The 20038-nt window shown below is 60.9% G+C and carries 22 protein-coding genes; 10 read left to right on the forward strand and 12 right to left on the reverse strand.

The window, feature by feature from the left end:
* Positions 1–45 precede the first annotated feature (45 nt).
* From M1R55_RS01905 to M1R55_RS01925, 5 genes are all read left to right on the forward strand, one after another.
* On the forward strand, positions 46–1596 hold the full coding sequence (locus M1R55_RS01905; protein ID WP_249393068.1) for a 2-isopropylmalate synthase: 1551 nt from the start codon (positions 46–48) through the stop codon (positions 1594–1596).
* Between the two features lie 75 nt (positions 1597–1671).
* Positions 1672–1983: an antibiotic biosynthesis monooxygenase gene (locus M1R55_RS01910; RefSeq protein WP_249393069.1), complete on the forward strand. Its 312-nt coding sequence runs from the start codon at positions 1672–1674 to the stop codon at positions 1981–1983.
* 43 nt (positions 1984–2026) lie between these two features.
* Complete coding sequence (locus M1R55_RS01915; protein WP_371827137.1) at positions 2027–2398, forward strand: hypothetical protein; 372 nt, start codon at positions 2027–2029, stop codon at positions 2396–2398.
* Between the two features lie 12 nt (positions 2399–2410).
* Positions 2411–3115, forward strand: a complete 705-nt coding sequence (locus M1R55_RS01920; RefSeq protein ID WP_249393071.1) for a metallophosphoesterase — start codon at positions 2411–2413, stop codon at positions 3113–3115.
* Positions 3112–3492 carry a low molecular weight protein tyrosine phosphatase family protein gene (locus M1R55_RS01925; RefSeq protein ID WP_249393072.1) on the forward strand — a complete coding sequence of 127 codons (381 nt, stop codon included), beginning with the start codon at positions 3112–3114 and terminating at the stop codon, positions 3490–3492. The genes M1R55_RS01920 and M1R55_RS01925 overlap by 4 nt, the downstream gene beginning before the upstream one ends.
* A gap of 80 nt (positions 3493–3572) precedes the next feature.
* Here M1R55_RS01925 and M1R55_RS01930 read toward each other — a convergent pair whose 3' ends face one another.
* Entirely contained in the window at positions 3573–4487 is a 915-nt protein-coding gene (locus M1R55_RS01930) for an IS982 family transposase (RefSeq protein WP_249393073.1), read from the reverse strand.
* Between the two features lie 132 nt (positions 4488–4619).
* Between M1R55_RS01930 and M1R55_RS01935 the strand changes: the two genes are divergently transcribed.
* Positions 4620–5240: an aspartate/glutamate racemase family protein gene (locus M1R55_RS01935; RefSeq protein ID WP_249393074.1), complete on the forward strand. Its 621-nt coding sequence runs from the start codon at positions 4620–4622 to the stop codon at positions 5238–5240.
* Positions 5241–5253: 13 nt separating this feature from the next.
* Here M1R55_RS01935 and M1R55_RS01940 read toward each other — a convergent pair whose 3' ends face one another.
* The 3 genes from M1R55_RS01940 to M1R55_RS01950 all read right to left on the reverse strand — a co-directional run bounded on the left by M1R55_RS01940 (position 5254) and on the right by M1R55_RS01950 (position 8734).
* Positions 5254–5685 (reverse strand): META domain-containing protein, encoded by a 432-nt coding sequence (locus M1R55_RS01940; RefSeq protein WP_249393075.1) that lies wholly within the window; start codon positions 5683–5685, stop codon positions 5254–5256.
* Positions 5686–5780: 95 nt separating this feature from the next.
* Positions 5781–6923: an META domain-containing protein gene (locus M1R55_RS01945; protein WP_249393076.1), complete on the reverse strand. Its 1143-nt coding sequence runs from the start codon at positions 6921–6923 to the stop codon at positions 5781–5783.
* A 113-nt stretch (positions 6924–7036) separates the two neighbouring features.
* A complete protein-coding gene (locus M1R55_RS01950; protein ID WP_249393077.1) occupies positions 7037–8734 on the reverse strand; it encodes a VanW family protein in 1698 nt (565 codons plus the stop codon).
* A gap of 143 nt (positions 8735–8877) precedes the next feature.
* Between M1R55_RS01950 and M1R55_RS01955 the strand changes: the two genes are divergently transcribed.
* Together M1R55_RS01955 and M1R55_RS01960 are read left to right on the forward strand one after the other, a co-directional pair.
* Positions 8878–9294 carry an ACT domain-containing protein gene (locus M1R55_RS01955; protein ID WP_249393078.1) on the forward strand — a complete coding sequence of 139 codons (417 nt, stop codon included), beginning with the start codon at positions 8878–8880 and terminating at the stop codon, positions 9292–9294.
* A 98-nt stretch (positions 9295–9392) separates the two neighbouring features.
* A complete protein-coding gene (locus tag M1R55_RS01960) occupies positions 9393–9740 on the forward strand; it encodes a hypothetical protein (RefSeq protein ID WP_249393079.1) in 348 nt (115 codons plus the stop codon).
* Between the two features lie 74 nt (positions 9741–9814).
* Here M1R55_RS01960 and M1R55_RS01965 read toward each other — a convergent pair whose 3' ends face one another.
* The 5 genes from M1R55_RS01965 to map all read right to left on the reverse strand — a co-directional run bounded on the left by M1R55_RS01965 (position 9815) and on the right by map (position 14922).
* Positions 9815–10918 carry a spermidine/putrescine ABC transporter substrate-binding protein gene (locus tag M1R55_RS01965; RefSeq protein ID WP_249393080.1) on the reverse strand — a complete coding sequence of 368 codons (1104 nt, stop codon included), beginning with the start codon at positions 10916–10918 and terminating at the stop codon, positions 9815–9817.
* Positions 10915–11736 carry an ABC transporter permease gene (locus tag M1R55_RS01970; protein ID WP_249393081.1) on the reverse strand — a complete coding sequence of 274 codons (822 nt, stop codon included), beginning with the start codon at positions 11734–11736 and terminating at the stop codon, positions 10915–10917. The genes M1R55_RS01965 and M1R55_RS01970 overlap by 4 nt, the downstream gene beginning before the upstream one ends.
* 139 nt (positions 11737–11875) lie before the next feature.
* Complete coding sequence (locus tag M1R55_RS01975) at positions 11876–12703, reverse strand: ABC transporter permease (protein ID WP_249393082.1); 828 nt, start codon at positions 12701–12703, stop codon at positions 11876–11878.
* A gap of 145 nt (positions 12704–12848) precedes the next feature.
* Positions 12849–13916, reverse strand: coding sequence for an ABC transporter ATP-binding protein (locus M1R55_RS01980; protein WP_249393083.1), 1068 nt, complete (start codon positions 13914–13916; stop codon positions 12849–12851).
* Positions 13917–14160: 244 nt separating this feature from the next.
* Positions 14161–14922 (reverse strand): type I methionyl aminopeptidase, encoded by a 762-nt coding sequence (gene map, locus M1R55_RS01985; protein WP_249393084.1) that lies wholly within the window; start codon positions 14920–14922, stop codon positions 14161–14163.
* A 419-nt stretch (positions 14923–15341) separates the two neighbouring features.
* Between map and M1R55_RS01990 the strand changes: the two genes are divergently transcribed.
* A complete protein-coding gene (locus M1R55_RS01990; RefSeq protein ID WP_249393085.1) occupies positions 15342–16199 on the forward strand; it encodes a M55 family metallopeptidase in 858 nt (285 codons plus the stop codon).
* Between the two features lie 65 nt (positions 16200–16264).
* Positions 16265–16699: a hypothetical protein gene (locus M1R55_RS01995; RefSeq protein WP_249393086.1), complete on the forward strand. Its 435-nt coding sequence runs from the start codon at positions 16265–16267 to the stop codon at positions 16697–16699.
* Positions 16700–16804: 105 nt separating this feature from the next.
* Here the strand turns inward: M1R55_RS01995 and M1R55_RS32015 are convergent, their stop codons facing one another.
* The 3 genes from M1R55_RS32015 to M1R55_RS02010 form a co-directional block, all read right to left on the reverse strand.
* Positions 16805–17461 carry a DUF4259 domain-containing protein gene (locus tag M1R55_RS32015; protein WP_371827138.1) on the reverse strand — a complete coding sequence of 219 codons (657 nt, stop codon included), beginning with the start codon at positions 17459–17461 and terminating at the stop codon, positions 16805–16807.
* Positions 17462–17523: 62 nt separating this feature from the next.
* Positions 17524–18753: a flavodoxin-dependent (E)-4-hydroxy-3-methylbut-2-enyl-diphosphate synthase gene (gene ispG / locus M1R55_RS02005; protein WP_249393087.1), complete on the reverse strand. Its 1230-nt coding sequence runs from the start codon at positions 18751–18753 to the stop codon at positions 17524–17526.
* Positions 18754–18897: 144 nt separating this feature from the next.
* Complete coding sequence (locus M1R55_RS02010; RefSeq protein WP_249393088.1) at positions 18898–20010, reverse strand: BMP family protein; 1113 nt, start codon at positions 20008–20010, stop codon at positions 18898–18900.
* Between the last annotated feature and the right edge of the window lie 28 nt (positions 20011–20038).

The following is a 20038-nucleotide window of genomic DNA, read 5'->3' on the forward strand; positions in this document are numbered from 1 at the left end:
GCCCTTTCTAGCGTTCCCACCTTTCCCCCATCCTCAGGAGCCACCATGACCCAGCAGACCCCCGCCATCCAGCCCATCCGAATTTTTGATACGACCCTGCGTGACGGCGAGCAAAGTCCCGGCGTGGCGCTGAACCACAGCCAGAAGCTGGAAATTGCCCACCAACTGGCGCGGCTGGGCGTAGACGTGATCGAGGCGGGCTTTCCGATTGCCAGCCCCGGCGATCTGGAGGGCGTAAGCCGCATTGCCCGCGAGGTACGGGGGCCGATTATTGCAGGGCTGGCACGGGCAAACCGGGCTGACATCGAGGCCGCCGCCAAAGCTGTAGAACTGGCCGAGCGGCCCCGAATTCATACCTTTATCGCCACCAGCCCCATTCATATGTCCAAGAAGTTGAACATGGAACCCGACGCGGTGGTGGAACGGGCCGTAGAGGCAGTCCGTCTGGCCCGCACCTTTGTCGACGACGTGGAGTTCAGCGCCGAAGACGCCACCCGCTCCGATTGGCCCTTTTTGGCCCACATCTTCAAGGCCACGGTAGAGGCGGGCGCGACCACCATCAACGTGCCCGACACGGTGGGCTACACCACTCCTGAAGAAATGCGGGCGCTGTTTGCCTTCCTGAAGGGCGAATTGCCTGACCATGTGATCCTGTCAGCGCACTGTCACGACGATTTGGGTATGGCCGTCGCCAACTCTATTGCGGCGGCACAGGGCGGGGCGCGTCAGATCGAATGCACCATCAACGGAATTGGCGAGCGGGCAGGCAACGCGGCGCTGGAAGAAATCGTGATGGCCTTTCATACCCGCAAGGATCATTACGGCTTTGAAACCGCTATCCGCACCCGCGAAATCTACCGGGCCAGCCGGATGGTCAGCCGCCTGAGCGGGATGCCAGTTCAGCCGAACAAGGGCGTGGTCGGCGACAATGCCTTTGCCCACGAATCGGGCATTCACCAGGACGGCGTGATCAAGGCCCGCGAAACCTACGAGATCATGAATGCCGAACTGGTGGGCCGCGAAGCCGCCGTGTTGGTGATGGGCAAACACTCGGGCCGCGCAGCCTTCCGCAAAGCCCTGACTGATCTGGGCTACGACGTGGCCGAAGACCGCATCAAGGAGATGTTTGCCCGCTTTAAGGATTTGGCAGACCGCAAAGGCCAGATCTACGCCGACGATCTGCGGGCCTTGGTAGACAGCCGCACCGACATTCCCCAGACCTTTGTGCTGGAAAAATTCCAGATCACCAGCGGCACCGATATGCAGCCCCTCGCCTATGTGCGCGTGACCACGCCCGACGGCCCCCGCGAGGCGACCAGCAGCGGCGACGGCGCAGTCGAAGCCATCTTCCACGCGCTGAATGCCGTGACGGGCATTGCCCCCGAACTGGAGGTCTACCGCGTACAGGCCGTGACCAAAGGCACCGAGGCGCTGGGAGAGGTCAGCGTGAATACCCGCTACGGCGAGATCAGCATTCACGGCACAGGCGTCGCGCCCGATGTGGTGGAGGCCAGCGCCCGTGCGTGGCTACGCGTGATCAATCAGATCGTGGCAGGCATGGGCAAGAGCCGCCAGATCAGTCAAACGACGGCGTAGCAAACAGGGAGTGCAGAATGTGGATCGTATAGGTGAATTTTTCTACACTACACGATCCACCCTCTAGACTCCTTTATGCCTCAACCCATTCTCGAAGTCGCCGTCCTGAATATCATTCCCGGCCAGAACGCTGAATTTGAAGCCGCGTTCCGGGTCGCGCAAAACATCATTTCGGGTATAGATGGCTACGTGCGCCACACCCTGCAGCACTGCCTGGAGCGGCCTGGCGAATACGTGCTGCTGGTCTGGTGGGAGTCGCTGGAGGCGCATACGGTGGGCTTTCGCGGCAGCCCGCAGTACGCACAGTGGCGGACGTTGCTGCACCATTTCTACGATCCGTTTCCCACTGTGCTGCATTACGGCGCGGTAGAAGGCGTACCCGCCTGACCGTACAAACGCCTCTGCCCTCATCAGTTGGTTTCGTGACAACATGGCAGGCGTGAATTCTCTCCTTCTCCGAACCGTCGTCTTTACGGGTATCCTGATCGGCGGCGTCAATATTATCTTTGCGGGTGTGGAGTACGGCTTTTCAGCCTTGCCCATCTGGTTTTATCTGTCTCAACTGCTGCTGATTCCGGCCATGTTCATTCCCATGCGGATGTTTGCACAGGCCTCTATTACCCCCGAATTCCTGCGCCGCGCCACACTGTACGCGCTGGGCTGGGCTGTGCCCTACGCCATCTACAAATTCGCGGGCGACGCACTAAATCCGGCATTCAGTCCGGTGGCTTCACTGATCGGCTACGTCATTACCGTGCTGTTGTTTGCCGGAATTTTTGCAGCCATTCGCAAGCCGAAATAAGCTGGAGAAGCCATGAGACTTGCCATTCTGTCAGATGTTCACGGCAACAGCTTTGCGCTGCGGGCCGTGCTAAAAGACGTGCAGGCCACCAGCCCCGACGCGCTGTACAACCTGGGCGATACGGTCTGGGGGGCGTCTGACCCGGCCACCGCCTGGGCATTGCAGGCCGAATTTGCACCGCCCACCGTGCGCGGCAACACCGACGAGCGCATGGCTGGAATGCGGGCAGGCAAAGACGCCATGCGCGGCTGGGTGGCTTCCCAGTTGCCCAACGATTTGGCCGCACAATTGGGCCAGCTCCCCACTTTTGTAGACGTGGCAGGCGGCGAGGTGCGCCTTGCACATGGCAGCCCGCGTGACCCCTGGGAAGCCCTGATGCTGTCGGGGGAAGAAGAACGCCCCGCCACACCCGCCGAGCTACGCGAACGGTTGGGTAAATTTGCGGGGGCCGTCTGCGTGGTAGGCCATACCCATCAAGAAATGCTGCGGGTGCAGGAGGGCGTCAGTTTGGTGAATGCCGGCCCGGTCAGCCGTCAAAAAGATGGGTTGCCTGTAGCCCGCTGGCTCCTGCTGACCCGGCAAAACGCCCACTGGAACATAGAATTTCGCCGCACACCGTATGATGTGCAGGCGGCGGCAGCTTGGGCCAGAGCCAACGCCCCAACCAAGATTGGCGAGGATGAGGCGGCGTGGCTCCTGGCGGGGCAGGAACCTTGACCCAACAGCCAGAGATTCAGGCACGCCCCCTCCGCGTGGTGTTCATCTGCGCCCAAAACAAGCTCCGGAGTCCGACTGCCGAAGCCGTGTTTCGCACGGGCCACGGCTGGAAAGTGGCTTCGGCGGGCACCAACCGCGACGCCGAAACCCCGGTATCGCGTGACCTGCTGGAATGGGCCGACATAGCTGTCTGCATGGAAAAGTGTCATCGCGATATCCTGCGCCAGAAGTTCCGGGGCGCATTGCCCGATGAGCGCATCCTCACGCTGGGCATTCCCGACGATTACGACTACATGGACGCCGATCTGGTGACGCTGCTGGAACGGCTGGTGCCGGGGCGCTTGGCGGACACACGCCCCAGGCCGGAGCATCCATGAAACTGATCGGTCTGCTGGGCGGCATGAGCTGGACGAGTAGCGCGGAATACTACAGGTTGCTGAATGAACGTGAGTTCGGGTTAAGCCACGAGCTTCAAGGGGCCTGCTTGCGGGATCAGCGAGGGCTTCTTGGGCTGGCGGGAATAGGCAATCAGCCCACACACGAGATTGACCATGAAGTTGACTGGGCTGCGGTGACGGGAATGCTCGATCTGGCTGATGTTTTTCAGTTGATCAATGACGGACTCAATGATGGCTCTCTTCCTGAGGAAGAGAGCGTCTTCGCTCAACACGGGGACAGCGCATTTCATGTTTTTGCGGAGCCGGGTGTGTAACGCGACGTGGTGCTTATTCGAGAGCTCAGTCACCAGTGCTTGTGAGATGTAGCCGCGATCTGCGAACAGCTTTCCAAACAGGGAAAACAGGTCGTGTTGAAAACACTCCCGCAGGGCTGCGCGGTCATCTCTATCTCCTGGAGTGAGGCCCACCCACAGCAACTCACCAGAGTCGTTACAGATCAAGTGCAGCTTGAAGCCATAGAACCAGCCCATGGAGGTCTTGCCCAAGGCGGCGTTCTCCTTGAACACCCGGTGGGTGTTCATTCGCTTCAGCCGACAGACTTCCAACTTGGTGGAGTCAACGAAAGAAATCCCGGTACACGCACCAAAGCTGCGATAGAGGTAGATCACCAGATGCAGCAGCGCCCGTGGCATCAACTCCACGAAACGGGAATAGGTTGGCGCTTTTGGGAAGTCGGCTCGCCCATGCGTCAGGATTTCCGTCGTGTAGTACGCCTTGAACTGACGGTAGCTTGATTGATGGAAGGCGATGAGGATCGTCATGATTTCGCTGAGGTGCAGTCCAGTGGGACGATTCCGGATGAGGTGGGCGTGTAGGGCCTGCTCTTCCAGAGCAGGCCGAGTGAGCAAAAATTGGAATGGTGGGAGCGTTTGGCAGAAGTCGTCAACATCGCAAAACAATTCGAGTATGGTCATGGTGGCTCCTGAGTGGGTGTGCAAACCAATCATCTCAGTGAGCCTCAATTTGTGCCAAATATTCGTTTAAAAACAGAATTAAAAGCTAGATTACGTCAATAAGCTTAACCCGAACTCACGTTGAATGAAGAAGTGGCGCGGCGTCTGGGTGGCCTGCACTCGGCGCGGGTGCTGCTGCATTCGGTGGATTTTGCAGAAGTGGCCGCCCTGCAACGCGGCGGGCACTGGGACGAAGCGGGAACCCTGCTGGCCGAGGCCGCCAGAGGGCTGGAACGGGCGGGGGCCGAAGCTGTCCTGCTGGCAACCAATACCATGCACAAGGTCGGCCCGCAGATCGAAGCCGCCGTGAATTTGCCGCTGCTTCACATCGTAGACGGCACGGCAGAGGCGATCCGGGCAGCGGGCCTAAGCCGAGTGGGGCTGCTGGCAACAGCCTTTACGATGGAGCAAGACTTCTACACGGGGCGGCTCAAAGAGCAGTTTGGAATAGACACGCTGACGCCGCCCGCCCAAGACCGCGCCGAAATTCACCGGATCATTTATGACGAACTGTGCCGCAATGAAATCTTAGAGGCGTCACGCGAAACATACAGGCGCGTGATGGCTGATCTGGTGGCACGCGGCGCACAGGGCATTATCTTGGGCTGCACCGAAATCACGCTGCTGGTGGGGGCCGACGATACGGCTGTGCCCGTCTTCGATACGACCCGGCTGCATGTGCAGGCCGCCGTAGACTGGGCGCTGGATTCTTGACTCTAGTTAACGCTTACTTGCTCTGAAGCGTAGAGCGGCGAATATTGAGTTCCGAACCGTCCTTGGTGGTCAGGGTCAGGCTGTCGGCCACCCGGATTGCGGTCAGGGTTTGGCCCGATAAGGCCTTGATCAGCGCGGTTTCTTGCTGACCCACAGCCACCGAACACGCCACACGGGTACTGACCAGCACCCCGAACGACAGTTGATTGCCGCTTAGGGTGACCGGGCCGTTTATAAAGTTGCAGCCCGCCTTCCCTGTAACGGTCAAGCTGTTGCCTGCCCCACTGAACTTGAGGGTCGGCACAAAGCCGCGCACCGGAATCACGTTGGGGAGCGTCCAGCCCACCACTTTCCAATTGCCCAACACATCGGTAGGGCCGGAAGGCTGAGCCGTGGCAGAGGTTGCAGCAACAAACATCAGGGCGGCCAGAGGCAGGAGCTTCATCTTCCCTCTGTTCTACCCAATCCAAGCTGATCAAACGTGAGATTTTACACGAAGCCGCCAGAGGGCTGACTGGCTGTCACTTGGCTGCCAGCTCCTCAACGGCCAAAGGTCAGGGTGACATCGGCGGTGTTCAGGGTCAGCGTTTGTCCCTGCACCGTCAGGGTGGGGCGGCTGTCCAGCACCGACAACAGTGGGGTGCTTTCCGCATCCATGCAGGCCATCATCGTGCTCGTCAGCGGGGAGGTCAGCACCAACTGGTTGCCCTCCATGCGGTAGGAGCCGCCGTAAGAATTACAGCCGTCACTGCCGCCGACCCGGCCCCCTTCTAACCTAAGGGTCACGGGTTTGGGTGTGGTGGGCGCCGCCTGACCGTTGACCTGCCGGAGTGTGTAGGGCGTGGCGGCGACAGGTTGTGAGGGCAACCCGGTAGCCGCGCCCGCCGTACGCGAGAGGGTCACGGTTCCGGTAGGGCCGCTGAGTACCAGAGACGACGAACTGAATTTGGCCGAAAGAGTCCCTGACAATGCTTGGAGCAACGCCCTTTCCTGTGCCATGCGCGGCGCGTCGCACATCATCCGGGTGGTGGCGAGTGGCCCGAATGTGACCGCCGTGCCTGAGGTGGTGACCCGGCCTACGGCGCGGTTACAGCCTGCCGTACCGCTGAGTGCAAAGCCAGTGGCGTCAGGGGCAAAGGTGAACGACGCCTGTGCAGGCAAGGCCACCTGACGCCCGCCTGCCACCAGACGCGTTACGAACCAGTTGCCTTCCAGAGTGGTCATGCCCTGCCCCTTTCCGCCTGAAGAAACGATAGGCGGCGTCATGGTCTGAGAGGAGGTAAACACGAGCTGATCGGTCTTGCCCGAAAACAGCGTCAGTGTTTTGCCCTGCACAGCAAAGCGCGAGACCCCGCGCATCAGATTTACAAAACGTTCTTCCAGGCCGTCAATTCGGTCAGGACAGGCACGGCGGGTGGTCGACAATACCGTAAAACGCAAAATGTCGCCGCGCGTGGCAAAGTTGGCGCGGTAGGTGTTGCAAGACGTACTACCCGACGCCGCCGTACCACTTAAGCTCAGGGTCGGGCGCGGCGCAGCTTGGCCCGGCGACACCAACTTTCCGTTTTCAGTTAGCCCGGTCAGTGTCCAGTTGGTGCCCACGAAGGGCGAGGTTTGAGCGGACGCAGGAGCAGAAAGAGCAACGGTCAGGGCGGCGGCAGTCAGAGCAAAGAGGGAACGCATATGACCAGTTGTACGCTTTTGTTCTGACGGGCGCGTGAACATTGGCTGACGGACATACATAAAGGAGACGGCCCCTGCTCTACCGTCTCCCCTAAAGTGAGCTCTGTACGGCTCTAGCTGCGCGGCCCCATTTCGAATACGGCTTGCCAGGGCTTATAAATGGTGCTGACTTTGTCGCGGCGAACGCCTTTGGCATCCTTGATGGTGCGGGCAATATAGAGATTGAAGCCGTCGGCGGCCCAGTCCACTTGCTTGACCAAGCCGGGGCGCAAATTGGGGTTGGTGACGTATTTGGCGGCTGGGTGCGCGGTACGGGCCGTAATCACGGCGGGACTCACGGTAACAGTGCGGGCGGGCTTGATACCCCAGACCTGCACTTCCAGCATTGACTTGGCATTGTTGTTGATGGTCTTGATCAGGAGCGGCCCACCCGTGTCGTTCTTCATCTTCAGGTCGAGGCCCGGATCGTAGACGGCGGCTTCGAAGCCCACTTGCGGTTCGTAGTAGCCCACGCGGTAGGAATGCTGATTGCGCTCTACCACAGGCAACCCGGCCTGATACAGCGCCCGGAATGCGGTGGTGCTGACCTGACACACGCCCCCACCGAGGCCGTCTACGGTGCGGCCCCCGCTGATGATCAGGCCACCCACGAAGCCGTTGTTAGAGGTAATGCTGCCCAAGGAATTCAGGAAACTGAAGTCTTCTCCGGCGGGAACGACCGTGCCGTTGATTTTGGCGGCGGCGTTGGCAACATTGGTGCGGCGGGCGGCGCTGGAGTTGTAGTAAGTGCTGCGCCCGGTGGTGATCAGTTGCAGTTTGGCAGCGTCGGGCAACTCGGCCAGCGTCAGCGTGGGCAGGCTGACCTTGCCGGGCAGCACCACATTTTTGACGGCGGCGTCGGTAATGGCTTTGCGGAAGGCTGCGAGCGCCAACTTGGGTTCAGCCACTTTGCCCGGCTGTTCTTTCACGCGCACCAATTTGCTGCCCTGAAGCGCGTAGCGGGCATTTTGGGCCGGCTGATTCACTTCACCCATCAGGCGTTTAAAAACTAAGTTGATGGTGGCGTCGTCGAGCACAATGCCCGTTTCACGCACCCAGTACAGGTTGGCGACCTGCAGGCCGGTCAGGGCCGCTTTGCGCGGCGTGCCCTGAAGCTGCACGGTCAGAGGACGAATCAGCGCGTTGCCCTGCGCCACGTAGCCCTGCAACTGGTCGGCGGTGTATCTGGCCTTCCATTCGGTCACGGGAATACTGAGGGCTGTAAGGGTGGGAGCGGCCACATACGCGGCTACAGCAGCCTTCACGTCGACTTTGCGCCCCGGCGCGTCGGCGGTCACGGTGTAGTTTTTGGTCGCCTTGTCAAACAAAATGGTGGCGTTTTTGGGCTGGGCATTCAGGCTGGCCGTCAGGGTATTCAGGCCCGCTTTGGCCTGTGCCGCGTCTACGCCCGCAATCAGCGGGAAATCTTGCACCGGAGCCTGACCCAGTGCGGCCTGCACCCGTTCCAGCACGCCGCGTTCACGGGTGGCACGTTCGGCGGCGGCGATACTGGTTTGGGCATCGGCCCGCCAACCGAGGGTCTCGGCCCCCACCGTCCAACTTTGGCTGCCCGCCATGACCGTGACTTGCGGGGCTGTGACCGCCCGCGTTCCCAGGGCCTCCAGCGCCTGCTGAGACGTCATTCCGCCTACATCTACACCCGCAACCCGCAATCCTGCCGCGAGCGTTCCGTTGCTTTGTGTCGCCACGCCCATAGCCAGCGCTCCACCTAAGAGCGCTGCCGCCGAAACCCCAATCACCCAGACCTTCATCACGTTCTATTGTAAGGAAGTTCACGACGAAAAGAATGATAAATCCGCACAGTGTACCCCCATAAGGAAAGGTAAAAAGGCGCACCCAGACGTGTCAGAAAGCTGTCAGATTGACGAAAACCATTCAGTTGTACACTGATTCAGTGACCGACTTAACATCAGAATCTCCCACACTGGCACTGTCTTTACTGACTGGACAGTATGTGGTGGCGCAGCTTACCGCGTCCTCGCCCGTTCCGGCTTGGGCGGTGGCTGGAACCTTATGGGCCATCGTGGGTGCGCCGAATGAAGTGAGCGTGGTCACGGCAGAGGAGAACCTACCGTCGCCACTCCCGCACGGCCTGAAGCTGGAAACAGGTTGGGCAGCGCTGCGGCTCCACGGCCCCTTCCCCTTTCACCTGACCGGCATTTTGGCAGCGGTGCTGAATCCACTGAAAGAGGCTGGAGTGGGCATTTTCGCCCTCTCCACCTTTGATACCGATTACGTACTGGTCAAGGCCGAGCAGGTGGCGCAGGCGCGGGCGGCACTGGAACAGGCGGGGCATAGCTTCAAAGACTGAGCTGAGAAATCCGGGGTTTTCTGGACTCTGTACCGCCGCCTGACCCTCCCCTGACCACCCCCTTAAAGTCGGCTGACAGAGGGAGCGCAGGCTTGGGCATGACTCATTTCGCGCCTCGATCTCCTGCTGTGCCGCTCCGCCATTCGTCCAAGCGGGTGCTGTTTGCCGATGCCTCCGAAGCCTTTTTGAAGGTGGCCCCGCTGCATAGTCTGGTAGACCGGGCCAGGCGCGGGGCCATGTTGGACGCCTTTGAAGGCTTTTTGGGCGCAGGCCTGAGCCAGAGTGTGCCGCTGCTGGCCTACACACGCCTGACGGGAGAGGCATGGCTGCGAGCATTGGCCGACGCCGAACGTGCCGAAGCTGCCGTTTTGCTCGCCGATTTCCGGGCGTATCTGCGCGATTGGGGTTGGCTGGACAGCGCCCGCCCGGTGAATCTGCCGGACTGAATGAGAAAGTAAGCCCCCGCTTCTTCTCAAGCATGGGCTACTTTTGGTCTTGAGAGTGGCTCCTGTCCCCTCCTTCAACGCGCCTTCAGATCCGTCCAGATTCGGTCATACAGCCGCGTGGTATTGCCTGCTTTGAGTTCGTTGATAAATTCCACTTTGCCACTTTTCAGGTCGGCCTGTGAAGGGTTGAAGGCCTTCTGAGAGCGAAGGAATGGATCGAGCAGGGGCGCGGCGGCAGTGTTGGGGTTGCCGTAATAGGTGTAGTTGCTGATGGCCGCGCTGACTTCGCCTTCCAGCACGAAGTTGACAAACTTGCGGGCCAGCGCGGGATTCGGGCTTCCGCGCAAGAGCACCAGCGTATCGGTGCTGATGGTGGTGCCCTCAGTGGGCAAATACACCTTGAGGTTGGGGTCTTCGGCAACCCCTTGCAACAGGTCGCCCACGTAAATTTGGCCCAAGTCCAGCGTTCCGGCCAGCAACTTGTTCCGCACTTCGGGGCCGCCACTGAACGACTCGAACCCGCGCTTGGATACCGTGCGGCGCAGCAAATCGCGGGCTTCTCGGAGCTGGGCCACATCGCTGGAATTGACCGAATAGCCCAGGTATTTCAGGGCCGCGCCGATCACTTCACGCGGGTCGTCCAGCAGGGAAAAGCGCACGGTGTCGGTGTCGCCAAAAATCAGCTTCCAGCTTTCGGAGGAGGGTGTGAAGCGCCCCGAATTGTAGGCCAGCCCGGTGGCCGCGTACTGGTAGGGCACGGTGTAAACGTTGCCGGGGTCGAAATTGGGGTTCAGAAAGCCTGCGCCGATATTGCCGAAATTGGAGAGTTTCTGGGCTTCCAGCGGTTGCAACAGCCTGGCCCGCGCCATGACCTGAATAAAGTAGTTGCTGGGCGTGGCGAGGTCGTAACTGGCCCCGCCGCCCTGCAATTTGGCGAGCATATATTCATTGCTCTCGAAGGTATCCAGAATCACGCGGGCGTCTTCCTGTTTTTCAAACTGCTTCACCACGTCTGGGTCGATGTAATCCGACCACATGATGATTCTCAGCACGCGCCCGCCATTGCGCTCTACGGGCGCGGGCGTGGTAGCCCCCTGCCCCTCGGCGGCAGTGTCGGTGCGTTCTATGCGGTGGCAGGCGGTCAGGCCAAGCAGCGCCAGAATCAACAGGCGTTTCACGAGTCTCCTCCCCGGCCTGCACGCGGTCGCATGATGGCATTGGCCGCAACAATCGCCACCACCGTAAACAGCACCAGCAACGTACTCAACGCATTGATATCAGGTGTCACGCCCTTTTTGACACTGGTGTAGATCAGCACAGGCAGGGTGCGGAAGCCCGACCCGCTGGTAAAATACGTGACCACGAAATCGTCGAGGCTGAGGGTAAAGGCCAAGAGTGCCCCTGCCAGCACGCCGGGCAGGGCCAGCGGCAAAATCACGCGCAGGAAGGACTGCACCGAACTTGCACCCAGATCGCGGGCGGCTTCTTCCAGCGAGCGGTCGTAGCCTGCCAAGCGCGAGCGCACGGTCAGAGCTACATAGCTGATCTGAAAGGTGACGTGGGCGAACATGACCGTCCAGAAGCCGTTTTCGAACGTCCAGCCGGTGAGTTCCAGGCCGCCGCGCACCAACGAATAGAACATCAGCAGCGACACGCCCATGACCACATCGGGAATGACGATGGGCGTGACCAGCAGGAACGTGAGCGGCAGCCGGAAGCGGGTGGAATAGCGCCACAGCCCCAGCCCGACCAGCGTGCCCAATACCGTGCTGATGAGCGTGCTGGACAGCGCCACGAGCAGCGTATTGGTCAGCGCCTCGCGCACATCTTCGCGGGCCAGCAACACGCCGTACCACTTGGTCGTAAAGCCCGCCCAGGTCGCGCCGAATTTGGAATCGTTGAAGGAAAAGATGATCAGGACAAGGATGGGCAGGTAAAGGAAGCCGTAGACCAGCCACGCCCACGCGGAAAGCGCAGGGTGGGTACGGCGGATCATAGGTGGCCGCCTTGGTGTGCGGGGGCGCGGTCTAAGGGTTGAGGGTCCAAGAGTCCAAGGTGCTGGGCCGCTGGGGTTCTTAGTCCCTCAGACCCTTTGACCCTTAGACAAAGACCGCCAACGCCACCATCACGCCAACTCATATCAACTCCTCCAAACCCTTCTGCCCTGCTGACCGTGCATACAGCCACAGGCCCACCAACACCGCGCCCATCAGCAGAAAACTGAGGGCCGAGCCGTAGGGCCAGTCTCCGGCCTGCCCGAACTGGTTTTGCACGAGGTTGCCGATCAGGGCCGTTTTTGCGCCGCCCAGAATGTCGCTGACCACGAAGGTGCCGAGGGCCGGAATAAAGGTGAGCAGGATTCCCGCGATGAGTCCGGGTAAAGTTTGTGGAAATACGGCGGCCATAAACGCCTTCACGGGCGACGCACCGAGGTCTTGGGCGGCTTCCAGCAAGCGCCAGTCTACCTTTTCCACGCTGGAATACACGGGCAGTACGAAGAAGGGCAAGAAGGCGTAGACCATGCCCAAAAAAGTAGCGGTGAGACTGGGAACCAAGTCGAAGGGGCGCAGGATCAGAATCCAGGCATATACACGGATCAGGAAGTTTGTCCAGAACGGGATAATCAGCAGCAGCAGCAAAAAGCTTTTGCGCCGTGCGGGTTGGCGGGCAATGTAGAAGGCCAGCGGGTAGCCCATCAGGATGCAGAGCAGCGTGGAGAATCCGGCGATCAGGACACTGCGCCCCAGCACGCGCAGGTTATCTGGCACCCATTCGCGGAACAGGGCGTCGTAGCCGAACACGCGGCCCCAGCTTTCCAGCGTGAGTGGGCCGCCCACCTGCGCCAGATCGGTGCGGGTCAGCAGTGAATAGCCGAACATGATGGCTATGGGCACGATCAGGAACATCGCCAGCCACAGCACACCGGGGCCGAGCGTGGCAAAAAAGCGCCTGAGCGTCAGCATTGGGGGGAACCGTCAGCGTGTGAGGGGGAGTTGTCTGAGGGTCGAGGGTCTAAGGGTCTAAGGTGCTGGGGAGCTGGGGTTCTTAGTCCCTTAGACCCTTTGACCCTTTGACCAGCACCAGTAACGTCAGCCAAATCCGGCCCCATCAGCCTTCCTCCAGAATCACGAGGCTGGCGGGCGGCAGATACAGCGCCACTTCTTCCTCATAGTCAAAATCCTCATCGGCCCCGATATCCGAGTTCAGTTGGAAGGCCACAAGGCGCTGACCATTGGCTTCCAGCAAATACTGGTTTTCGGCCCCGGTGTACACGATGTCGTCCACGCGGGCGCGAACCTCGTTGCCTTCGGTTTCGTCGTCGCGCTCCATCCGCAGCTTTTCGGGGCGAATAGACAGCATGACTTCGCGGCCCACGCTCAGGTTCGCGCCGTACACGGTTCGCAGCAGGCCGTGTTCGGTCAGGACGACTGCGCCGCTGGGCGTCACTTCCTGCACCTTGCCGGGAATCAGATTGCTCTGGCCCAGAAAGTTGGCCACAAATGCCGTGCGGGGGCGCTCGTACAGGTCTTCCGCCTTGCCGAGTTGCTCCACGCGGCCCCGGTTCATCACCGCGATCCGGTCACTCATCACCAGCGCTTCTTCCTGATCGTGCGTGACGAACACAAAGGTCATGCCCAGCGTTTCTTGCAAGTTGGAGAGTTCCACCTGCAATTCCTTTCGCAGCTTCAAATCGAGGGCCGAGAGCGGTTCATCGAGCAGCAGGACTTCCGGCTCATTGACGATGGCGCGGGCCAGGGCCACCCGCTGCCGCTGGCCACCCGACAGGTTATCGGGCTTGCGCGTACCGAAATCTCCGATCCGCACGGTTTCCATGGCCCGGCCCACCCGGTCACGCAGGGCTGCGCCGCCGATGCCTTTTTGCCGCAGCCCAAACGCCACATTGTCGTAGACGCTGAGGTGCGGGAAGAGCGCGTAACTTTGGAACACAGTGTTGACCGGGCGAAGATTCGGCGGCACACCCGTCATATCGCGCCCACCGATCAGGACGGCGCCCGCGTCAGGTTGCTCGAAGCCCGCCAGAATTCGCAGCAGGGTCGTTTTGCCGCAGCCGCTCGGCCCCAGCAGACTAAAAAACTCGCCCTTACGAATATCGAGGTCGATGTCGTCCAGTACCCGCGTGTCTGCGCCCTGCGCGTTGCGGAAGCTTTTGAACACGTCTACGACGCTGACCGCTGCATCAGCCGACAGTTCACGGGTGCGGCGGCCCTTGAAGGTGGGGGCGGTTATGGGCGTGCCCTCAGTGCGCAGCAGCGGGGCTGCCTGAGGAGCTGCGTGGAAACCTGCATAGAAATACGTCCCATACGCAGCGAATTGTAAGGCTTGGGGGGCGGGGAATGGTCAAGCCGCAGCCGAGCAGCAAGCCTGTGCCCTCCCTATCCGTGCTTCTTCCGGACTGCCCTTAAAGCGTCAGAATCTCGTGCCCTTTGGCCGTGACCACCAACGTATGCTCGAATTGGGCGCTGGGTTTCTTGTCGGCGGTGACGACCGTCCAGCCGTCGGGCAGCAGGCGGGTTTCGGGGCGGCCCAGATTGATCATGGGTTCGATGGTAAAGACCATGCCGGGTTGCAGTTTCAGGCCCGTGTAGCGTGCGCCGTGGTGGTAGATGGTGGGTTCTTCGTGCAGGCGTTTGCCGATGCCGTGCCCGGTGTATTCGCGCACCACGCCGTAGCCCCGGCCTTCAGCGAGGGTCTGGATGGCGTGCCCGATATCGCCAGTACGGGCATTGGGACGCACCACTTCCAGGCCAGCGGCGAGGGCTTCACGGGTGGTGTCGACCAGGCCCTGAACCTCGGCGCTCACGTTGCCCACCGTATAGGTGTAACAGGCGTCGCCGTACAAGCCGTTCATCAGCACGCCGATATCCACGCCAATGATGTCGCCCTCTTCCAACACGCGCCCGTCGGGAATGCCGTGACAGATGACCTCGTTGACACTGGCGCAGATGGTGCCCGGGAAGGGGTTGGCTTTGGGGCCGTAGCCCAGATAAGCCGGAACCGCGCCGCCCTTGCGGATGTGTTCTTCGGCAATCCGGTCCAGCTCGGCCAGCGTCACGCCGGGCTTCACGAACGGGTCAAGCACCCGGAACGTATCGGCCACCAGCGCCCCCGCACGGCGCATGGCTTCGATTTCACGGGCAGATTTCAGGGCCACTCGACTCATACGGACTTGCTGCGATTCCCGACTATCCGGAAGAACACCGGAGAGTCGTCCATCTCCGCCAGCCCGTCCTTTTTGCCACTCGCTCCGCTCTGCTTCGCAGCTTTGCAAGTCGGATGCGTCTTCGACTCATCGCAATTTCCTATCATAACGAATGAGGGTAGCACGCCTAAGCCGGTGCTTTAGGAACTGGTCTCACGCCAACACCGCAGCAATTTAAGACAGCCCGATCCTCACTTCTGACTGTTGAGCTATGCCTCAGAGTGACAAAATCTGTCAACTCTGCATCAGAGAGCACTGAATCTGTCGCACACGCCTGAACTCTCGTGCCGAACATGAAACATAGCCAGCCTTTCAGACATTTGTGCGATTCAAACCCACGATCAGCGGTTTCCCTGGCCCAAACGCTCTAGGCTCTGGGCATGAAAGTTGTGATCAGTGTGGACATGGAAGGCGTGTGCGGCGTGGCCAGTTGGGTGCAGGTCAGCCCCCCAGAATTTGGCGGACTGGTCAACGGCACCGAATATCAGGCGGCCCGCGAACGGATGACGCGGGAAGCGGTGGCCGCCGCCGAGGGCGCTTTTGCGGGCGGGGCCACCGAAGTCCTGATCAACGACAGCCACGACACGATGCGCAATCTGCTGCCTGAACTGCTCCCCGACGTACCCGGCCTGACCTTTACCAGTGGCAACGACAAACCGCTGAGCATGGTGCAGGGCGTACAGGAACCGGGCACGGCGGCGCTGCTGTTCGTGGGCTATCACGCCCGCGCAGGCAGCCCACGCGGCCCGCTGGCACACACCTGGAACGGCTTTATTCGGGATGTCAGAATCAATGGCCTGTCTACGGGCGAATACGGCCTGAATGCTTTGTTGGCCGGACAATACGGTGTGCCTGTGGTGTTTGCCGCCGGAGACGACGTAGCCATAGCCGAGATTCTGGCCGAATTGGGAGAACAGGTGGTCGGGGTGGCCGTCAAAGAGGGCCTGAGTACCTTTGCCGCCGTGCATCTGCATCCCGCCGAGGCCCAGCGCCGCATCCGGGCCGGAGCGGAGGCAGGCGTGCGGGCGGCAGCGCAGGCCACGCCGTACACCACGCGCTGGCCCGCACAGACTCAGCTCAGTTTCGATCATCAGGCCCGCGCCGATCAGTGCGAACGGGTGCCCGGCATCATGCGGGTGGACGCGGTCACGGTGGCCTGGCAAAGCCCGGACGCCTATCACCTGTTTCAGACCTTCCGGCTGCTGGCAACGGTGGCGCAGGTGCGGCTGAACGGCTAGGCACGGCTTTGGCTGGTTTGGCGGCGTGCAGAATGGCTCTCATGTGGCCCGCTTAAGCTGTGGCTATGCGCCGTCTTTGCCTTCCCCTGCTGACCCTCACCGCCCTGTCTGCCCCGACCAGCGCCGCGACTTTGTGGGCTGGAGCCAATGCCAACACCGCCGGATATGGCGTCCACGCAGGCGTCTCGGTGCTGCGCGTGCCCTTCATCGGGACGTTGGGCATAGAAGGCAGCGCCGAGCAGGGCTGGAATGCCGACGTTCGGCGCTACGCAGCGGGCCTGACCCTGCGCGACGTGAACCTGCCGCTGACACGGGTGGACGCGTTTGGCACCGTGGGCGCAGAACTCCTCAACCGTCCGGGACAAGAGAACATGACCGCAGGCTACGCGGAAGCAGGGTTGCGTGGGCCTCTGCTGGGGCCAGCGGGATGGCGGGCCTTTGTGCGGGCCAACACCACCGGGCAAATCGGCGGCGGGTTGGGACTGGAGTTACGGTTTTAGACTCAGCCGTTATAAACCGCCCAAAATCGTCAACGTCCTTTCTAAAGCCAAATGAGTCGGATCACGATGCAGGATATTTCACAACAACTGCCCGCCCTATCTCCCCTACTCCAGCACACTCTGCAACCGCTCTATTTCGGCTTGCCAGGCTTCGGCGTCGGCAGTATCTTCCCAAAGGTCAGGGAGTTCGCTGTCTGGGCCAACAATTCTCTCCAGGGCGTCACGTGCTATGTCCTGAAGGGAAGCCAGTTCGGACTGATCGGCATTCTGCACCCAGGAGCGCAGGCCTGCGTCGGTCATACCACTGGTTTCGCCGCCCAGCACGGCAGCCAGCACAGCGGCGGCAGCGTAGGCACGGTGTCCTTCCTCGGCAGCCAAAAACACCGTATCCGGGTCTAGGGCCACCTCGAAGGCTTCGGCCAACGCAAATTCGCCGTCTTGCACGACTTCCTGTACAAACGCCGCGCCTGCATCGTTTTCAAAAGGGCCAGTTCCCCAGACGTTCATGGGGCCATGATGCCAGAGTTGATCGGTTTGTGTAGCAGGCAGATTCTCTTGGTCAATAGAGAAGTGTTCATGTGGTTGACTGGCAGAGGTAAAGCCCGCAAGGTCGCTTTTAGACCAGAACGCAGACTTGGGCTTAAATCGCCCAGTTTGCACGGCCCAGTCGTAGGCGCTCATATCCAGCGGATACCAAGTCAACATTCCTTCAAAGCCATGCGTTCTGACCCAAGCCTCGCCCAGTTCAAATGTAGAGAACACGGCGGCAGGCTGCCTTGCTCGAGCGCCCATAACAACCCACACGCCGGGCAAATCAACTTCACTCACACGTCGGCTGTTTGCTGACCGTACCGCTGCTCCACATACTTTTCCATGAGTGCCTGAAAGTCCTCGGCAATGCGGAGGCCGCGCAGGGTGGTCAGCAGTTTGCCGTCCTGATAAACGGGGGCGCGGGGGTCTTCTCCGGTACCGGGGAGAGAAATCCCGATGTTGGCGTGCTTGCTCTCGCCGGGGCCGTTGACGATGCAGCCCATGACCGCCACCTGCATATCCTCTACACCCGGATATTTGGCCTTCCAGTCAGGCATGGTGTCGCGGATATAGTCCTGAATCTTCTGGGCCAACTCCTGAAAAAAGATAGAGGTGGTGCGCCCGCAGCCGGGGCAACTCGTAACCTGCGGCAAAAACTGGCGGATGCCGAGGCTCTGCAAAATCTGCTGGGCCACCTCCACCTCCAATTTACGGCTGGCCCCCGGCTCCGGCGTCAGGCTTACGCGAATCGTGTCGCCAATGCCTTCAGTGAGTAGCGGCGCGAGGGCCACGCTGCTTGCCACGATGCCCTTCATGCCCATGCCCGCTTCGGTGAGGCCGAGGTGCAGGGGGTAGTCGCAGAGCGCGGCCAACTGGCGGTAGACCTGCCAGAGTTCAGGGGCGCTACTGACCTTGACCGAAATCAGAATTTTGTCGTGTGCGAGGCCCAGTTCTTCGGCATAGGCGGCACTCTCCAGCGCCGAAACAACCATCGCGTCAATCATCACGTCGGTGGCGGTCTTGGGACTGCCTGCGAGGGCGTTCTGATCCATCAGGCGGGCCAACACCTGCTGATCCAGACTGCCCCAGTTCACCCCGATCCGCACGGGTTTATCGAACTCCTTGGCGACCTCGATCATGGTGGCAAAGTTGGCGTCGTGGTGCTGGCCCGCGCCCACATTGCCGGGGTTGATGCGGTATTTGGCGAGCAGCCGCGCCGTTTCGGGAAACTCGCGCAGCAAGATGTGGCCGTTGTAGTGGAAATCCCCGACGATGGGCACGTTGATGCCCACTTCTGCCAGACGCGCCACGATTTCGGGAATGGCGGCGGCGGCCTCACGGGTGTTCACAGTCACGCGCACCAGTTCGGAGCCTGCCCGCACCAACTGAGCAATCTGAATAGCGGTGCCCTCGGCGTCGGCGGTGTCGGTGTTGGTCATCGACTGCACCACCACCGGATGCTGGCTGCCCACAGGGACATGGCCCACCCAAGCGGTGACGGTTTGGCGGCGTGCAGGACTCATGGCTCTAGTTTACGCGGGAGGGGGCGGGACGATTGGGAAATGGTCGGGACGTGGGGAGTGGAGCGTATAAAAAGCAAAAGCGGGAACGGCACTGATGCTCTTGCGCCCTTCCCACTCACTTCTGACCACTCACCACAAGCGCCCTTACTGCATCGGAACCTTGATGACTCCGTCCGTCACCAATTTCTGAATTTTGCCGAGGTCTTTTTCCATCTGAGGCGTGATCAGGGCGCGGTTGGTCTTTTCGATCACCAGTTCTATGCCGCCGTTTTGCAGGGCAAAGCCGCGTTCGCCGGGACGCCAGGGCCTGCCCGCTGCAATGTCACTCAGGATGGCGTACACGGCGTTGTCGGCCCGCTTGACCACGCTGGTCAGGGTGTGATTGAGGGTGGTGGCGTCGATGTCGGTATCGCCGTAGCGGTTCATATTGCTTTCGGTGCCGATAGCAAACACGGGCCGGGTGTCGCCCTTGCAGGTATCTTTGTAAGTGCCGCTGCGGGGCACAACCTTGAACACGTCGCTTTTGAAGGTCACGCCTTTGGGCAGGGTCTTGGCATTCAGACATTCCACGGTGCCCGCCGCACTGACCACGCCCCGGCTGCTGCTTCCGGCGGCGGCCAGCACGATATCGGCTCCTTTGGCAAACAGCCCTTTGGCGAGGGTCGTGGCCCCGAAGGTATCGTTGGGCTTGGTCACGTTGGCCGTCAGCACGCTGCATTTGCCGCACACGAACTTCACGCCTGCGGTAAAGCCTGCGCGGTACTTGACGGTGACCGGATCGTTGCCCGCGCCGACCACGGCCACGATTTGGGTGCTGGTGGCTTTGCCCGCCAACGCGCCCGCCAGGAACCCGCCCTCATGCTCGCGGAAACGCAGGCCCGCCGTGTTCAGGCCGCTGGGTAGGCTGTCTACGCCAATGAATTTGACCTTAGGAAACTCTTTGGCGATCTTGGTCAGTGCACCCACGCTGATGCCGCCCACCGCGACCACCACCGTATTGGCTTTGGCCGCGTCCCGAATCTGAGTCAACGCATCGTCGGCATCCGCAACTGCGTTGGAGCCGAAGGCAATGCCGCTGTCGCGCACCACACGGTCTAGGCCGTCCGAGGCGCTCTGGTTGATGGCGTTGTCGGCCCGCCCCGCCGGATCGAACAGCAGCATGACGCTGGGCACGGCGGGGGCAGAGGCGGCAAGGCTGCCGCACAGAAGAAGGGAAAAACTCAGGACAGCACGGCGGCCAGAAGGCAATGTCTTCATACGCTCCTTTCGCTGGCATGCATGCGCC

This window comes from Deinococcus sp. QL22 (assembly GCF_023370075.1).
Lineage (GTDB): Bacteria > Deinococcota > Deinococci > Deinococcales > Deinococcaceae > Deinococcus.